Below are 13890 nucleotides of genomic sequence, written 5' to 3'. Positions count from 1 at the left end.
GGACCTCACCTGCCTGACCACCATGAGACTCACCTGACAACCCCCACTGCCCGCATCAACACCCCCCTGCCGGGTCGTGGCCACCGGCCGGCAGGGAAGCCAGGTGCGTCCCGAATGGGCCACAGCTCCGCCAGTCAGAGGTAGCGGCAGATCGTTTCGGCTTGGCAGGTCGCAGGGTCCACTGTGCGGCTGGCGGTCTGGAGCTGGGTGACTGTCTGACGCAGCTGCAAGAGGTCGGCTATCTGCTGGTCGATCTCGTCCAGTCGAGTCACCAGGAGCGTGTCGACGTGAGCGCAAGGTGCCTGTCCGTCGTCGCGAATCCGGAGGATCTCACCGATGCGGGCAAGCGATAGTCCCGCGCTCTGGCCCCGCCGGATGAAATCGATCCGGGAGATCACGTGCTCGGGGTAGTCCCGGTAGCCGTTGAGGGTTCGTTGTGGGGGCGGGAGAAGGCCCACGGATTCGTAGTAGCGAAGGGTTTTCGGAGTGGTGCCCGCCGTGGCAGCCAGTTCGCCGATCCTCATTGGAATTACCGTTCCTTCGAGACCGCCCGGTTTGACCTTCCAGTGCGCTGGAAGGTCCATCCTAATGAGCGAAGAAAGAGAGGGGCCATCTGATGGAACCGGGTTTCGAATTCGATTTGGCGGTGGTGGGCTCCGGCGGGGCAGCCATGGCGGCCGCTATCACCGCTCGCCAGGCCGGCAGGACGGTGCTGATGATCGAGCGCGGCACCATCGGCGGCACCTGCGTGAACATCGGGTGCGTCCCGTCCAAGGCGCTGCTGGCCGCTGCCGGCACCCGCCAGGTCGCACTGACCAATCCCTTCCCCGGGGTCCCCACCCTCGCCCGGGGCGTTGATCTGGGAGCGCTGGTCAAGCAGAAGGACCAGCTGGTCACTCGACTGCGAGAGACCAAGTACGCCGACATCGCGGACGCCCATGGCTTCGAAATCCGCCGTGGGGAGGCTTCCTTCCTCGATCCCGACACTCTGGTGATGGATGGGGATCCGGTGGCGGCCGGTTCGGTGGTACTGGCCACCGGAGCAGAACCGGCACTACCGAAGGAGGTAACCGGGCTGAACGAGGTGGAGCATCTGACCTCGACCGCCGCCATGGAATTAACTGAACTGCCCGACTCCATGATCGTCATCGGCGGTGGCTACGTCGGTATCGAACAGGCCCAACTCTTCGCCCATCTGGGCACCCGGGTGACCATCATCGGCAGGATCACCCCTGCTGCCGAGCCGGAAATGGTCGCCATCCTTCGCCAGGCCCTGGCTCAGGACGGGATCACGGTGATCGAGGAGCACGCCACCTCTGTCGACCGGCAGAACGCACAGGTCACAGTCCGCACCGCTTCGGGCCGCAACCTCTGCGCAGAGCGTCTACTGGTGGCCACCGGGCGTCTCCCTTCCACAGACCGCCTCAACCTGCCAGCCGCAGGCATCACCGCCGACCCGGACGGATTCATCCTTGTCGACGAGCATCAACGCACGACCAACCGGCGGGTCTTCGCCGCCGGTGACGTCACCTCGGCACCCCAGTTCGTCTACGTCGCTGCTGCCACTGGGAAGGCCGCCGCCGTCAACGCTCTTCGGACCGATCCGCAGGGCCCAGCCGAGGTCGTCGACTACACCGGACTGCCGACGGTGATCTTCTCCCGCCCCCAACTGGCCACCGCCGGGCTCACCGAAGCCGCAGCCCGGGCCGCCGGGCACCGATGCCAATCCCGAGTGATGAGCTTCGAGGACCTGCCGCGTGCCTTGATCGACCAGGACACCCGCGGGGCGATCAAGATGGTCGCCGAAATAGAAACCGGGAGGATCCTCGGACTCAGCGCCATCGGAGACCGCGCCGGAGAAATCATGCTCGTGGCCACCTACGCCATCACAGCCGGGATGACTAGCCGCCAGATCGCCGACACCTGGGCTCCCTATTTGACCACTTCCGAAGCCCTGCGCCTGGTCGCAGGCACCTTCCACACCGAACTACCCACCTCCTGCTGCGCCTGAACACCGCCTCCACGTGGGGGCTTGGTCGGTCGCGTTCGAGGTTTCCTGCCGTCTCGGTTTCGAGTCGAGGAAGATGATGCCATGTCGAAGGACGTCAATCCCGTTACTGAACCACCCCGACAAAGCGAACAAGGTGCCCTGGCGCGAACTGCTCTGGTCGTCTCCGTCATGCTGCTGGCCGCGGCGGACCTCGGAGCTAAGGCTTGGGCGGGCGGAGCACTGGCCGACGGCCACACGGTGGATCTGGGACCAATGCAGCTGCGCCTGGGTTTCAACTCCGGGGTGGCGTTCAGCCTCGGCGCTGGCCTTCCCGCCGGCGTCGTTCTCGGCATCACTGGACTCATCATCGGTGCGCTGGCGCTCTTCACCTGGCGGGCCACCGGCACAGCAACGCGCACAGTACGACTGGCGTTGGCCCTGGTCTTGGGCGGAGCTGTGGCCAACTTCATCGATCGCGCCCCCGACGGGGTGGTGACTGACTACCTGCACACCGGATGGTTCCCTACTTTCAACCTCGCCGATGTCTTCATCACCGGTGGCGCTGTGGTGCTGATCGTGGCCACCCTTACCGGCCGCGACAGGATCGAGGTGTGGGAGACGCCAGAAGTTGCAGCCCGGCAAGTCAGGGGACCTCATGACAACTGAGGTGGCCGCGGCGGCATCGGCCTTGTGGTTCGGCCTCGTGGCCGCGTTCGGGGTGCGCTCCTAGCGCCCCCATCAGAGCACCGCTTTCGCCGACCTGCGCGACCTGCGCGGCCTGCGCGGCCTGCCCGGATCAGTCGAGTGGTTGAGGTGGGAGCTGGTGACGTCAGGTCTTGCGTGCCGACCGCGAGACGAGTCCGAGTTACACCGAGATTCTGCGACAGATGCTCACAGTGGCTGACCCACGCTCAGGGCGGCAGCGCTATCCCCGCTGCATTTCCGCCGATCCCGAGCCCGCTTGGTCGGCAGCCAGTCGATGCAGTTGCGCTCGCCTCTAGTTCGGCCGTATCTGACTGCTCAGGTGCCGACGTGGCCGCACCCGGCCGGTGCGGTGGCCGGCTCTGTCGTTTCTACAACCCACCCACGGCCGGTGGGTCGGACCAAAGCGCCACATCATAGACTCTTGGCTAGCCGTTGCAGCCCGAACTGCGCCGTAACTTTTCCACGCCGGTGCGACGCTCCGTTTGGAGATAGGGGCTGTCTCGGTTCAAGTGCGTGGAGCTACATGGATGCGAGTGAGCTATGCGTAGGACCCCCTTCGTCGCGGTGATCGCCGCGGTCGCCCTGGGCCTGGCCGGGTGCACCTCGGAGATCACCGAGACCGGGACGGAGACGACCGCAGCCTCGACCGCCGGCGCGGCGCCCATTGTGGTGGAGGATGCGTGGGTCAAGGCCACTGACGCCAGTGGGGGTACCGACCACAGCGAGGCCACTGGTGGCCCTAGCTCTGTTGTCCCGAATACGCACGGTGGCGGCGGCGCGATGGCACCGGTGTTTGGGACTGTGCGGAACCAATCCGATGAGGATGTCCGCTTGGTCGAGGTGGCCTCCGCGGTCTCCGGTGAGGCCGAGTTACACGAGACCGTCTCGGGGGCGGCGGGTGGCTCGATGATGCGGGAGCGAGAGGGCGGCTTTGTCATCCCGGCAGGCGGAGAGCTTGTGTTCGAGCCGGGCGGGAACCACATCATGCTGATGGGCGTGCAGGACTCGATCCGCACAGGTCAGGAAGTCACCGTGACCCTCACATTGGAAAACGGCGATACGAGCGAGATCGTCGCCTCCGCGCGGTCGTTCGAGGGGGGCAATGAGCAGTACCAGGGCGGGGAATGACCGGCAATGGGCGACAGTAACCACCGTTCGGCGTTGAATCGCAGATCCTTCCTGGTCGGCGGCGCGGCTCTCACCGGTGGGGCCGCCGTCGCCGGAGGAGCTGCGGGGTGGGGAGTTGGTGGACGCACCGCCGCCGCGCGGATCCCTGATCGCGACGCGATAGCCAACTCTCGGGCCGTTGGCGCGGCCACCGAGCCCTTCCATGGTGACCGCCAATCCGGCATCACCACGGCGCCGCAGGCGCATGCGGCGTATATGGCATTCGATCTGCGAGACGGTGTTCGCCGCACCGACCTCATCGGCGTACTGCGAGCTTGGACGCAGGACGCGGCCCGGCTCACGCAGGGGCGCGGCGGTCTGGCCGACCTGCAACACGAGTTGGCTGAAGGACCGTCACGGTTAACGGTGACCATCGGCTTCGGCCCGGAACTGCTCGGCAAGGTCGGTCTTGGAGACCGCACCCCGGAGTGGTTGCAGCCGCTACCGGACTTCCCGCAGATCGACCGGCTCGAGGACCGGTGGTCCGGCGGCGATCTGCTGTTGCAGATCTGTGCCGACGACCCGCTCACCGTCGCGCACTCGGCCCGGATCCTGTCCTCGGGTGTTCGCGACGCGGTCATCCAGCGGTGGGCGCAGCGAGGGTTCCGTCGTGCCGTGGGCACCGACCCGTCCGGGCAGACACAACGCAACCTCTTCGGGCAGATTGACGGCACCGCCAATCCCGCGCCGACCGATGTCGACTACGACCAGTTGTTGTACTCCGATGGCGCCGACCGGCGATGGATGCGGGGCGGCACCTCTCTGGTGCTGCGTCGGATCCGGATGACGATGGACACCTGGGAGGAGATCGAACGGAGCAGCCGTGAGCTCACGATCGGACGGACACTCGCCACGGGCGCGCCGCTGACCGGCACCACAGAACACGACCCTGCTGACTTTGAGGCGATCGACCAGACCGGGTTGCCCGTCATCCCCACCGAATCACACATCGCCCGGGCCCGGCCACGGGTTCGGGCCGAGACGATTCTGCGACGACCGTACAACTATGACGATGTCCCGGATTCCGGCCAGATCAGCAACTCCGGGCTGTTGTTCGCGTCCTACCAGGCTGACCCGGTACGCCAGTTCGTGCCGATCCAGCAGCGACTGGCAGAGCAGGACATGCTCAACACCTGGACGGTTCCCATCGGCTCCGCCGTGTTCGCGATCCCACCGGGGTGCCACGAGGGCGGCTACGTCGGCGAGAGCGCATTGGAGAGATAGATGTACGCAACCGCCGGGAGCGGTGGTCACCGCCCCGCTCGATTCGGGCCTGGTCCGGCGTCGTCTCGTGGGGCGATCGCGCTCCGGTCGCCCCGCCTCACCGCAGTCCCTACGGCTGACCCGATTATCATCCAGTGATCACCTCAGGGCACGCACGAGTTGGAAAGCGGACATTCTGTTGAGTAAGAATCTGAAACTCTCGCTAGGGCTGATCGCGGCTGCTCTGGTCGTCCTGGTGGTGGCGTTGCTGGTCGCCGGGAACGATTCCGGCTCCGAGCAGGCACGTCCCGATGACAGCCCGGGTACCGGGGTGTTGGTGCGTGAGGACAGTCCCCGGCTCTCTGAGGGCGGTGACGCCGTCTTCGTGGAGTTCCTCGATTTCGAATGCGAAGCCTGCATCGCCCTCTACCCGACGATCGAGGACCTCCGCGAGCAGTACGGGGACCGGGTGACGTTCGTGGTGCGCCACATGCCCCTGCACGACAACTCCATGGCGGCGGCCCTGGCCGCCGAGGCCGCCGCCGAGCAAGGCCAGTTCGAGGCCATGTACCGCAAGCTGTTTGATACACCCGAGCAGTGGGGCCACCAACAAACCCCGCAAAGGGACACATTCTTCGGCTATGCCGAGGAGTTGGGCTTAGATATGGAGCGCTTTGAGAGCGCATACAACGACCCAGCCACCCTCGAACGCATCGAACAGAGCCGACAAGACGGTCAGAGCCTCGGGGTCACTGGCACACCGACCTTCTTCCTGGACGGGGAGCGCCTCGAACCGACCAGCGTCACCGATCTAGAGAACAGCATCAATGCTGCCCTCGGATAGTGCTGCCACCCCGGTCGCACACTCCACCAACGCCGATGTAGATCAGGGCCCCCACCGTAGGCTCGCGGTGGTGCTGGTCGTTGGTGGGCTCATCGGCCTGGTCGCGGCGGTCGTGCTGTTGGTGGAGAAAATCGCGCTGATCGAGAACCCGAGCTATATCCCGTCCTGCAGCATCAACCCCGTCCTGTCCTGCGGGTCGGTGATGACCACCGCGCAGGCAGAAGCCTTTGGCATCCCCAATCCGATCATCGGCATCGCCGGATTCGCCGCCACAACGGCCCTGGGTGCCGCACTCCTAGCCGGGGGAACCTTTCAACGCTGGCTCTGGGCCAGCATCCAAGTAGGTGTCACCTTCGCGGTGGTGTTCATCCACTGGCTCATCTACCAGAGCTTGTACAGCATCGGTGCCCTGTGCCCGTACTGCATGATCGTCTGGGCGGTGACCATACCGATCTTCTGGTACTGCACCCTGTGCAATCTTCAGCCACTACGCCACAGCGATTCGGCGGGCCTTGCGCGCCTCATCGCCGTAGTTACCGAATACCGGGGCGCGATACTTACCGCCTGGTACCTCCTTGTTCTACTGCTCATCACGCACCGCTTCTGGGACTACTGGACCACCCTCATCTAGAGACGCCCTCACCCACCGAGCAGCAGTTCGCGTTCGGCGAGTCAGTCCTCGGCCCACTCGGGACGACACTGCACACCGCCGACTGCGGAGTCGCTCCCATATCAGAGCAGCGCACGCCGGCTTTCAGACTCGCCCGTTACCGACCTCAGTTCTGAGACAGGTACAGCTATCGACTGCTGTCGCAGACGATCAGGCGCGGTTGCCTCCACGCGAGATGCGTCGATACTCGGACGCGAAGCGGTCGCCGTAGCGATCACGCATGGCCGCCGCCACGAGCCGGTCTGAGTCCGCGACCTCGTCCGGCGGACCGTCGACCGTGGCCGCGGGAGGGCCCGACGGGGCCTCCGAGGCGGTGGTCTCGTGGTCGGGACCGGCGGCGCGGTTCCCGCCCTCGCGCGGCCACGCCTCGGCGGCCTCGTTGTCCTCGTCGTCCAGACGACGGCGCTGACGTAGCTCGCTCCACACGAAGTAACCCAGGCCGATGGGAGCGAGGACCCCGAAGGCCATCCATTGCAGGCCGTACGACAAGTACGGGCCCGACTCGGTGGACGGCAGTGGCATCGGTTCCAGGGATCCGGGCTGCCCGCCGGCGAGCTGGAGATAATAGGGCGACAGGTCTACGCCAAGGAGGCCCCCAATGGCCGGGGGATCGATGTTGCGCACCATGTTCCACTCGTTCAGAACGATGGGGTCGGCGGGAGCATCCATCGGGATCCTGAGGCGGGCGGTGAAGGTGACCTGGCCCGTCGGAGCGGACGGGAAGTCCGGGACCGTGTTGTTGTCGCCGACTCGGACCCATCCGCGGTTGACGAGCAAGGTGTCCCCGCTGTCGGTGCGGAACGCACTAAGTACCTGGTACACGAGCTCGCCGTCGACGGATTGCATCCGCAACAGGACGTCCTCCACGGGCAGGTACCTTCCGCTCGCGGTGACCAGATGCCATTCGGAGGTACCAAGTGATCCATCGCGCCGGATCACCTCGTCCAGCGGAACCGGCCCTGCCGCGCTGCTCTCGACGAGCTGGGCGTTGCGTGCCTTGAGGTCCTCGTGCTTGTTCAACTGCCAGGGGGCAAGAGTCGTCAAACATAGGTAGACGAACAGGCCGATGAATATCAGGCTGATCAACCATCCCGGCGTGAGCATGCGAGAGAACCGTTTCACCTGCCAAACAGTAATCGTGCCGGCTCGCTGATTACGCACCAGCATGCGCTTCCCTCGCGGGAGACGGTCCGCGCGCCCGAAGAACGCGGAGCTAGACGAGTACCCCTTGTGCCGCGAGCCACGACACCGGGTCGACCCACTGGCCAGCGGCGTTCTGTACGCGGAAGTGCAGGTGGGGACCGGTGGAGTCTCCGCGGTTGCCCACGGTTCCGATTACTTGACCGGCGCTGACCTGCTGTCCGACGCTGACATAGTTCTGGTCATTATGGCCATACTCCAGCAGTTCGCCGTCATCGGTTCGGATGCGGATCCAGATGCCATATCCTGCGGCGGGGCCAGCGGCTTCCACAACGCCGCTTTTAGCGGCGTAGAGCGGCGTTCCAATGGGCGCACCGAAGTCGGTGCCGTTATGGAAACTGCCCCACCGCGAACCGAACCCCGAGGTGATCGCTCCTGATGTAGGGGCATGCGCAGCACCACCGATCTGCGGGAGACTGCCTTCGTCGAGGGAGCCGAACCCGAGTCCGGCGGCGTACTGCCGGACCTCATTTGGGGCGACACCGAACTGGTCGCCGATCCTCTGGATCTCGGCTGGTCCGATGCCGAACTGGTCGGCCGCGGCCTGGATCGCCTCGACGACCTGGGCGTGCTCAATCGCGACAGGTTGAGCGGCGGCGGCGGGGGCAAAAGCCAAGCCCAGGCCGCCCGAGAGCGCTGCGCCGACGACCGCGCTACCAACAAACCGCGACACGGTCGAGGTTCCGCTGTCGACACGATGGCGACCGCCGGCCAACGTCGCGTTGTGCACGCCCAAACGCTCGGCGAGCTCGGCTACGGTCACGGACCGGGTGGAGTCGGTCATGGGGGCTGTCTCCATCGTGTGTTGGATTACGTGCTCCCGCGTCCCTGCGATGCGGGAGACCGACCTCGTCGGCAACACGGTCGAATATAACAACTAGATATCGATCATGTCACTCTCAACGCGTAATCCGTGACCATCATCAGCCCCAGCGCGGGGCCCCGGCCCGCGAGAGAATGCGTTCCCCGATCGGGGAGCAATCGCCGCGCCTGGAACGCTCAGCCTCGGCCTCACTCCGGACGAAAGACCCGGGCGCCTCACTAGTTCTCCGCGTGACGATCGTCACGGGCGCCCACCCGCCTTGCGACCCCCCGCGCTCAGCCACTACCTTTGAGCGAATCAGGTCACGAATTGATCACGGTTAGAGGACGACGGGAGTCGGTAGCGCAGTGGAGAAGCGAGCAGGACCGAAGCACGCCTCTCAGTCGACCAGCTCCCCGCGGCGGCGCCGGGGAGCCCATCGCCGGGTTTCACCGAATAACCACCGCAGTATCACCGCGGTCGTGGCCCTAGCCGCGGGCGCCTCGATCGCCGCGGCGGCCCCCACCGATGATCAGCGGATCGTCCTCCTCGCCACCGACGAGCACCCGACCGGTAACGCTGATGACGCGCACTCCAAAGATGCCCAGGCCGCGACCCCCTCGGCTCCGCTCCCCCTCACCTCCGATGACACGAACGTGGCAGGCGAGCCAGGACCCACCTCCGCGGCATTCGTCGGCAGTTTGCAAAGCGGCACCGAACTCAACTACCAGCGTGAGATCGCCGAAGAGCAGGCGCGGCGCCCCACTGTGGCCCTTCCGGCAGTGGGTATCTCAACGTCCTCCTTCGGCCCCCGGTGGGGAACGTCCCATTCAGGTCTCGATGTCGCCAACGCCATCGGCACGCCGCTCTTCGCCGCGACCGACGGAATCGTCATCGATTCAGGCCCCGCCTCCGGGTACGGCAACTGGATCCGGATCATGTCGCCGGACGGTTTCATGACCGTCTACGGCCACAATGAGAGCAATGCAGTCCAGGTGGGTGACACTGTCGTCGCTGGTCAGCAAATCGGTATGATGGGCAACCGCGGCTTTTCTACCGGCCCACACGTGCACTTCGAGGTATGGGCCGACGGCGGTTCCCGGGCTGTCGATCCCTCGGCATGGCTGGCAGAACGGGGCATCGTGGTCAACTCGGGGTCAAACAGCAGCGCCCTATGACACCGGAACTCTGACAGCGCGGCCAGCCGACCAGGCCCTGTTCCCCCGGTGCTGCTGGGGCTTTAGCTGTGGCGAACAACTGACAACACGACGCCCACCGGCACACTCACTGCGAGGATGGCAATAACACTGCGGTAGAGCACGAGGTACCACGTACGCGAATGCGGCCGGCGCACGGTGGCCAGGAACAACATGAGCGATACCAGCAACAGCACACCGCCGACGGTCACGGCGACCACGGAACCGGTCAGGGTGCCAGCGAGTACCGCACTGTTGGCCAGGTTGTAGGCGAGGAGCTGGACAACACGCCGGCCCCCGGACAGTGTGCCGTCAGTAAGCAGTGCCTGTCCGACGCCCAGCCCTACCTGGGCGACCCCCGCAACGAGCACCAGGTAGGCCGCCACCCAGGAACCCTCGTCGAAACCGGTGGGACCGGTGACCGCGGCGACAAGCCCGCCCGCGATGATGGCGGTGAGGCCGACGAGCACAAATTCTCGCATTGCCCGCCAGTGCGAGCCGGTGAACTCGGCCTGACTGCGTGCGCTGCGACTTAGCTCCTCGCCCATTCTCGATTCCTTTCGCGGTGATCGGCCTCGCAGTCCTGGTAGCGGGGTTGCTCGCCACGACAGATGGACAGGCCCCCGGGTCCTCGCCTCCTCGTTCCTATCGCAGGGGTGCCGGGGGAAACGAATGAGCGGGTGTGAGCGAACCATCCTCGCCCGGCGAGGGCACGCAGGTTCCCTACCTCCGGTCGGTTTCGGACATCTCGCGGAGCATGTCGTTGTAGGCCTTGAGCTCGGCGCCGTCGTCGCGCTCGGCCTGCCGCTCGGAGCGCCGCGCCTCACGCATGTCGGTCTGGAACCACTGCCAGGCCAGGGCGAGCATGACGATGAACAGGGGGATCTCCCCCGCCGCCCACGCCACGCCGCCGCCGACCTGCTGACTCTGCAGCAGATCCGGGATCCACGGCAGCCCGATCCCGGAGTACCAGCTTTCGGCCAGCACGGTCTGGGAGTTCATGAGCATGATGCCGAAGAAGGCGTGAAACGGCAGCGAACCGAGCAGCACCATGAGCTTGAAGAAGGGCGAGAACTGCCGGGGCGCCGCGTCGACGCCGATGATCACCCAGTAGAACAGGTAGCCGCTGATGAAAAAGTGCACGTTCATGAACATGTGGCCCAGGTGATCGGACGCCAGCGTCTGGAAGAACCCTCCGAAGTAGATCAGATAGAATCCGGCGACGAACTGCACCGAGGCCACGATCGGGTGGGTGAGGAATCGGGAGAGCGGGTTGTTGATGAACTCCACGATCCACTCGCGCGGCCCCGGCGGGTTGCCGCGTCCCGCCGCCGGCAGGGCCCGCAGCGCCAGGGTCAACGGGCCGCCCAGCGCCAGGCACACCGGGGCGAGCATCGAGATGAGCATGTGCCCGACCATGTGGCTGGAAAAGTCGGCCATCATGTACATCCCCATACCGGAGCTGGTGGTCAGGAACAGGATCACGCAGCCCGCCACCCAGAACGCGGTCCGTCCCGCCGACCAGGAGTCGCCGCGCCGGCGCAGGGTGACCAGCCCCCAGAGGTAGAGGCCCAGCAGGATCACCGAGGCCAGACCCAGCACCAGGTCGAAGCGCCACAGACCGAACACCGTCTCGAAGGAGAGCGGCCCCGGCAACTCAAAACCCAGCAGCGACTCCTGCCGGGTGGGCACGTAGAGCGGTGCCGGTGGTGGGGTGCGGCCGAGCGAGACCGACAGGCCCAGCGTGCCCGCCATGATCACCGTTTCGACCAGTCCGATTCGCAGCAGCGTTCCGCGGTCCACCGGGGCGTTGGCCGACGTTCCCTCGATGCGGTTGATGATGCGTCGGCGCACCGCCAGCCCGAACACCGCCAACAGTGCCAGGCACAACGCTTTGGCCACAATCAGCAGCCCGTAGGTCGAGGTCAGCAGGTCGGCGGGGTGCAGACGGACCAGCCCGTTGATGATCCCGGTCAGCCCGAGCGCGACGATCGCCACCGTGGCCACCACCGAATAGCGGCGCAGGGCCAGCGCGACGCGCGAGCCACCGCGCAGCGCGTGCGCGATCACCGCGACGAGCCCGCCCACGTAGAACGCGGCGGCGAACAGGTGGATGATCAGCGAGTTGGCGGCAATGTCGTGGGCGGTGCCGCCCGAGGCGTGGCCCGTCGCGGCAACGGGCAGGAGCGAGAGCACCGTGACCCCCAGCCAGATGACCGACCAGCGCCAGCTCACGGTGAGCCGCTGACCGATCCCGGCGACCAGTGCAATGATCGCGGCCCAGCGCCACGAGGATGCCACCTCGATCTCGGTGATCGCCACGATCCACTGGTCCGGCGGCAGGGACTGCCAGAGCGTGCGCCCGGAGACGTCGGACAGGGTCAGCGGGATGAGCAGGGCCGCCGCGATCGCCCACGCGATGTTGACCCACGAGGAGATTTGCTGTGCGCGGTAGCCGTCCACGTCGAGGGTCTTGTCTTTCTGCGGCGGGGTGAAGAACGCGGCGAACAGCGCCATTCCCACCGCCACCGATGCCAGCAGCTCGGCGATCGCGCGGACCGCCGGGAGCCCGGCGGTGGTGAATACGCCCGGGTCTGGGACGCCGAGGAGCTCGAGCGCCAGGTCCGTGGACATTCGCGAGAGCGGGACCACCACACCTGCCGCCACGACCGCGAGCAGCACCACGACCGGCACCACACCGCGGGTACGCAGCGGTCTGGCGGTGGCAGAAGCCTTGGACGAGGGTGCCTTCGACGACGGCGACATGATCACTATCGTAGGAAGCGGGTGTCCTCCGGTCCGATTCGCGCCTGCTCTGCGCACCCCCGTGATCGGCGCCATGCGGGCCGTCCACCTGCCGGCGGACTACCGGGCCTGCTCGCATGCGCCCACTCCGCCGCCGCTCTTTTGGACTCCGGGTCCCAGCTGATCAGAAAAAGCCAGTCTCGGGTTCGGGCGGTGATCGCGTGGGTCGGCCAGCCTGCCGAGGCCTTCAGGGTCGTACCTTCACCCGTATTGGTGGCCGCGCCCGCCGATCCCTTTCCTGCCGCCGCGCCGAGCAAGTCCGCTGGCCGGACCCGCACTACCCATCGTGCAGAAATGTGAACCGTTCATCTCCGGCTCGTAGCGGGTCAAGCGTGTCGGACTGCGGGAGATTCACGGTCACGCACGGCGGCGGTCTCCAGTTGAATGGTGGCATGGTCAATGGAGACGGGGAAATGCTCCTTGACGCAGGTGAGGATCTCCTCCAGGATCTGCGGTGCGTGACCGGATTCGAAGCACTGATCATCGATCACGACATGCGCGGAGATGACCGGCAGGCCGGTCCCGATCATGGATGCGTGCAAGTCGTGCACGTCCCGAACATGGTCCAGCTCCAGTATGTGTTCTCGGACCTCATCCAGATCGAGTCCCACGGGGGCGTACTCCATCAGCACCCGAACCGTCTGCCGCAGAAGCGTGAACGCGCGCGGGATGATCAAGGCTGCGATGAATAGCGCGGCAATGGTGTCGGCTCGCTGGAAACCGGTGGTGTTGATGACGATCGCTGCAACGATCACTCCCACCGACCCCAGAGCGTCGTTGAGCACCTCCAGAAATGCCGCTCGCATGTTGAAGTTGTCTTCTCGCCTGGAGGCCAGCACCACGATGGCGGCGATATTGGCCACTAGGCCGATCACTCCGAACACCAGTAGTTCGGTACCGGGCACGTCCGCGGGCTCGAAGAGTCTGCGGACGCCTTCGATCGCGGCATAGCTACCGACGACGATCAGCAGGACAGCTTGCCCTAGTGCGGCGATGACTTCGATCCGGGCGAATCCCCAGGTCCGTTTACTGCTCGGTGGCCGCAGCATCATCGTCGCGGCTATGACCGCAACCAGCAATCCCGACGCATCAGCCAATGCATGAGCGGTGTCGGTCAACAGCGCGAGACTGCCAGTGACCACGCTGCCCACCGCTTGGGCCACCACGATGCTCGCGGTGATGCAGAACGCGATAAGCAGCCGACGACGCCTCCCGCGATCGGTCTGCTGAGAAGGACCCCCAGCACCATGGTCGTGACCGTGGCTATGCGCCATCTCGACTCACTCCTGCCCGAGGTCAAGGTCGGGG

At 65.9% G+C, this 13890-nt stretch carries 13 protein-coding genes; 7 read left to right on the top strand and 6 right to left on the bottom strand.

What is annotated here, in order from left to right; genetic code table 11:
• Window positions 1-134: 134 nt before the first annotated feature.
• Window positions 135-524, bottom strand: a complete 390-nt coding sequence (locus HMPREF3086_RS02345) for a heavy metal-responsive transcriptional regulator (RefSeq protein ID WP_070719979.1) — start codon at window positions 522-524, stop codon at window positions 135-137.
• 92 nt (window positions 525-616) lie between these two features.
• On the opposite strand from HMPREF3086_RS02345, the gene merA reads away from it, so the two are divergent.
• The 6 genes from merA (at window position 617) to HMPREF3086_RS02315 (ending at window position 6540) form a co-directional block, all read left to right on the top strand.
• A complete protein-coding gene (gene merA / locus HMPREF3086_RS02340) occupies window positions 617-2011 on the top strand; it encodes a mercury(II) reductase (protein ID WP_070719977.1) in 1395 nt (464 codons plus the stop codon).
• An 81-nt stretch (window positions 2012-2092) separates the two neighbouring features.
• Window positions 2093-2656: a signal peptidase II gene (gene lspA / locus HMPREF3086_RS02335; protein ID WP_235027338.1), complete on the top strand. Its 564-nt coding sequence runs from the start codon at window positions 2093-2095 to the stop codon at window positions 2654-2656.
• A gap of 603 nt (window positions 2657-3259) precedes the next feature.
• Complete coding sequence (locus tag HMPREF3086_RS02330; protein WP_246830863.1) at window positions 3260-3823, top strand: copper chaperone PCu(A)C; 564 nt, start codon at window positions 3260-3262, stop codon at window positions 3821-3823.
• A 6-nt stretch (window positions 3824-3829) separates the two neighbouring features.
• Window positions 3830-5086 carry a Dyp-type peroxidase gene (locus HMPREF3086_RS02325; protein WP_070719974.1) on the top strand — a complete coding sequence of 419 codons (1257 nt, stop codon included), beginning with the start codon at window positions 3830-3832 and terminating at the stop codon, window positions 5084-5086.
• A gap of 178 nt (window positions 5087-5264) precedes the next feature.
• Window positions 5265-5909, top strand: coding sequence for a DsbA family protein (locus tag HMPREF3086_RS02320; protein ID WP_070719972.1), 645 nt, complete (start codon window positions 5265-5267; stop codon window positions 5907-5909).
• Window positions 5893-6540, top strand: a complete 648-nt coding sequence (locus HMPREF3086_RS02315; RefSeq protein ID WP_070719970.1) for a vitamin K epoxide reductase family protein — start codon at window positions 5893-5895, stop codon at window positions 6538-6540. The genes HMPREF3086_RS02320 and HMPREF3086_RS02315 overlap by 17 nt, the downstream gene beginning before the upstream one ends.
• Window positions 6541-6729: 189 nt before the next feature.
• Here HMPREF3086_RS02315 and HMPREF3086_RS02310 read toward each other — a convergent pair whose 3' ends face one another.
• The gene (locus tag HMPREF3086_RS02310) at window positions 6730-7701 is read right to left on the bottom strand and encodes an SURF1 family cytochrome oxidase biogenesis protein (RefSeq protein WP_070719967.1); all 972 of its coding nucleotides are present in this window, start codon (window positions 7699-7701) and stop codon (window positions 6730-6732) included.
• Between the two features lie 91 nt (window positions 7702-7792).
• Window positions 7793-8563 (bottom strand): M23 family metallopeptidase, encoded by a 771-nt coding sequence (locus HMPREF3086_RS02305; protein ID WP_070719985.1) that lies wholly within the window; start codon window positions 8561-8563, stop codon window positions 7793-7795.
• 500 nt (window positions 8564-9063) lie between these two features.
• Between HMPREF3086_RS02305 and HMPREF3086_RS02300 the strand changes: the two genes are divergently transcribed.
• On the top strand, window positions 9064-9759 hold the full coding sequence (locus HMPREF3086_RS02300; RefSeq protein WP_083324239.1) for a M23 family metallopeptidase: 696 nt from the start codon (window positions 9064-9066) through the stop codon (window positions 9757-9759).
• Window positions 9760-9821: 62 nt separating this feature from the next.
• Here HMPREF3086_RS02300 and HMPREF3086_RS02295 read toward each other — a convergent pair whose 3' ends face one another.
• The 3 genes from HMPREF3086_RS02295 to HMPREF3086_RS02285 all read right to left on the bottom strand — a co-directional run bounded on the left by HMPREF3086_RS02295 (window position 9822) and on the right by HMPREF3086_RS02285 (window position 13856).
• Window positions 9822-10325 (bottom strand): hypothetical protein, encoded by a 504-nt coding sequence (locus HMPREF3086_RS02295; protein ID WP_070719966.1) that lies wholly within the window; start codon window positions 10323-10325, stop codon window positions 9822-9824.
• Window positions 10326-10500: 175 nt separating this feature from the next.
• Window positions 10501-12543, bottom strand: a complete 2043-nt coding sequence (locus tag HMPREF3086_RS02290) for a bifunctional copper resistance protein CopD/cytochrome c oxidase assembly protein (protein ID WP_070719981.1) — start codon at window positions 12541-12543, stop codon at window positions 10501-10503.
• 365 nt (window positions 12544-12908) lie between these two features.
• Entirely contained in the window at window positions 12909-13856 is a 948-nt protein-coding gene (locus HMPREF3086_RS02285) for a cation diffusion facilitator family transporter (protein ID WP_070719964.1), read from the bottom strand.
• Between the last annotated feature and the right edge of the window lie 34 nt (window positions 13857-13890).

Origin of the sequence: Dietzia sp. HMSC21D01, assembly GCF_001815995.1 — a bacterium.
Classification (GTDB): domain Bacteria; phylum Actinomycetota; class Actinomycetes; order Mycobacteriales; family Mycobacteriaceae; genus Dietzia; species Dietzia cinnamea.
This window is presented reverse-complemented; position numbering and strand designations above follow the sequence as displayed.

What these genes read in the sequence shown, in the direction of transcription:
- HMPREF3086_RS02345 (WP_070719979.1), bottom strand. Translation starts at nt 524, where the DNA reads ATGAGGATCGGCGAACTGGCTGCCACGGCGGGCACCACTCCGAAAACC.
- HMPREF3086_RS02290 (WP_070719981.1), bottom strand. Translation starts at nt 12,543, where the DNA reads ATGTCGCCGTCGTCGAAGGCACCCTCGTCCAAGGCTTCTGCCACCGCC.
- HMPREF3086_RS02325 (WP_070719974.1), top strand. Translation starts at nt 3,830, where the DNA reads ATGGGCGACAGTAACCACCGTTCGGCGTTGAATCGCAGATCCTTCCTG.
- HMPREF3086_RS02315 (WP_070719970.1), top strand. Translation starts at nt 5,893, where the DNA reads ATGCTGCCCTCGGATAGTGCTGCCACCCCGGTCGCACACTCCACCAAC.
- merA (WP_070719977.1), top strand. Translation starts at nt 617, where the DNA reads ATGGAACCGGGTTTCGAATTCGATTTGGCGGTGGTGGGCTCCGGCGGG.
- HMPREF3086_RS02285 (WP_070719964.1), bottom strand. Translation starts at nt 13,856, where the DNA reads ATGGCGCATAGCCACGGTCACGACCATGGTGCTGGGGGTCCTTCTCAG.
- lspA (WP_235027338.1), top strand. Translation starts at nt 2,093, where the DNA reads ATGTCGAAGGACGTCAATCCCGTTACTGAACCACCCCGACAAAGCGAA.
- HMPREF3086_RS02305 (WP_070719985.1), bottom strand. Translation starts at nt 8,563, where the DNA reads ATGACCGACTCCACCCGGTCCGTGACCGTAGCCGAGCTCGCCGAGCGT.
- HMPREF3086_RS02295 (WP_070719966.1), bottom strand. Translation starts at nt 10,325, where the DNA reads ATGGGCGAGGAGCTAAGTCGCAGCGCACGCAGTCAGGCCGAGTTCACC.